Annotated in this window: 2 protein-coding genes; both read left to right on the top strand. The window is 71.7% G+C overall.

The genetic code is table 11. The annotated features are described in order from the left end of the window. The coding region (locus G6024_RS04170; protein WP_159148137.1) for an alpha/beta fold hydrolase at nt 1–663 on the top strand (663 nt) is incomplete at its 5' end. 66 nt (nt 664–729) lie between these two features. Then, nucleotides 730–1,398: a ribulose-phosphate 3-epimerase gene (gene rpe, locus G6024_RS04165; protein WP_067716379.1), complete on the top strand. Its 669-nt coding sequence runs from the start codon at nt 730–732 to the stop codon at nt 1,396–1,398. The last annotated feature ends 95 nt before the right edge of the window (nt 1,399–1,493 follow it).

The following is a 1,493-nucleotide window of genomic DNA, read 5'->3' as shown; positions in this document are numbered from 1 at the left end:
GAACCACTACACACATCATCACTGTCAGCCCTGGCCTTCACCCGGTCGCTGCCCGGCGTCGATCCGGACCGCGTCATCGCGTGGGGCACGTCGTTCTCGGGAGGTCACGTCCTCACCCTCGCCGGCACGGGGGAGCGGCTGGCGGGAGTCATCGCCCAGGTCCCGCATGTGAGCGGTCCGGCCGCGGTCAGGGCGACGGGGCTCGCGGCGGCGCTCCGACTCGGCCCGGCCATCGTCGACGACCTGTGGCGCTCGCTCCGGCGTCGCGAGCCCCGGTACGTGCGTCTCGTCGGACGACCGGGGGACACGGCGGTCATGACGAGTCCGGACGCCGATCCCGCGGTGAATCGGCTCGCGGCCGACTCGGGACTGCGCCGCAGTGAATTCCGCGACGACGTCGCAGCACGGATCCTGGCACGGATCGGCTTCTACTCGCCGATGCGGCACACGCGGCGGATCACCTGCCCGGCGCTGGTGCAGATCGCGACGGAGGACGCCATCACCCCCGCGGCGACCGCGCGTCGGGCGGCGCAGCGGATCCCGCGCGGCCGCTACCTGGAGTACCCGTGCGAGCACTTCGACCCCTACGTCGACCCGCACTTCGAGCGCATCATCGCCGACCAGCTCGAGTTCCTGACCTCGGTCACCGGCTCCGTCGACTGACCGGTCCGCGGGCCGCCGTCCCATGTCGGCGGAGCAGCCCGGACGGGCCCGCCTAGACTGGACGTCATGTCGTACCAGCCGCTCATCGCGCCGTCGATCCTGTCCGCCGACTTCGCCCGTCTGGACCGCGAGATCGAGCGCATCCCGTCCGCCGACTGGATCCACGTGGACGTCATGGACGGTCACTTCGTGCCCAACCTGTCCTTCGGTGCGCCGGTCGCGAAGGCGGTCGGGAGGGTCACGGACAAGCCGATGGACTGCCATCTCATGATCACCGACCCGGCGCGCTGGGTCGGTGACTACGTGGACGCCGGCGCGTTCAACGTCACCTTCCACGTGGAGGCCACCGACGACCCGAAGGCCGTCGCCGACCTGCTGCACGCCAGGGGGTGCAAGGCGGGTATCTCCATCAAGCCCGGGACCGCCGTCGAGCCGTACCTCGACCTGCTCGACCACGTGGACCTGGTCCTGGTGATGAGCGTCGAGCCCGGCTTCGGCGGCCAGAAGTTCATGCCCGGGGTGTTGGACAAGGTCCGCACGCTGCGCGCCGAGATCGACCGCCGTGGCCTCGACGTGCACATCCAGATCGACGGTGGCATCGACGCGGGGACGATCGCCGAGTGCGCGGCGGCGGGGTGCGACGTGTTCGTGGCCGGTTCGGCCGTCTACGGTGCCCCGGATCCCGACGCGATGATCGGGACCCTGCGCTCCGGGGCCCTCGCCGCGCGGGCGTGACGGTGCCGGACGTGCCGGAAGTGCCACAGGGCCCGAACGGGCCCGGGGTGCCGAGCGGGCCCGGGGTATCAGCGACGGGCGGGGCCGACCCCGCC

The sequence above is a fragment of the Dietzia maris genome (assembly GCF_014144855.1).
In the GTDB taxonomy this organism is placed as follows: domain Bacteria; phylum Actinomycetota; class Actinomycetes; order Mycobacteriales; family Mycobacteriaceae; genus Dietzia; species Dietzia kunjamensis.
This window is presented reverse-complemented; position numbering and strand designations above follow the sequence as displayed.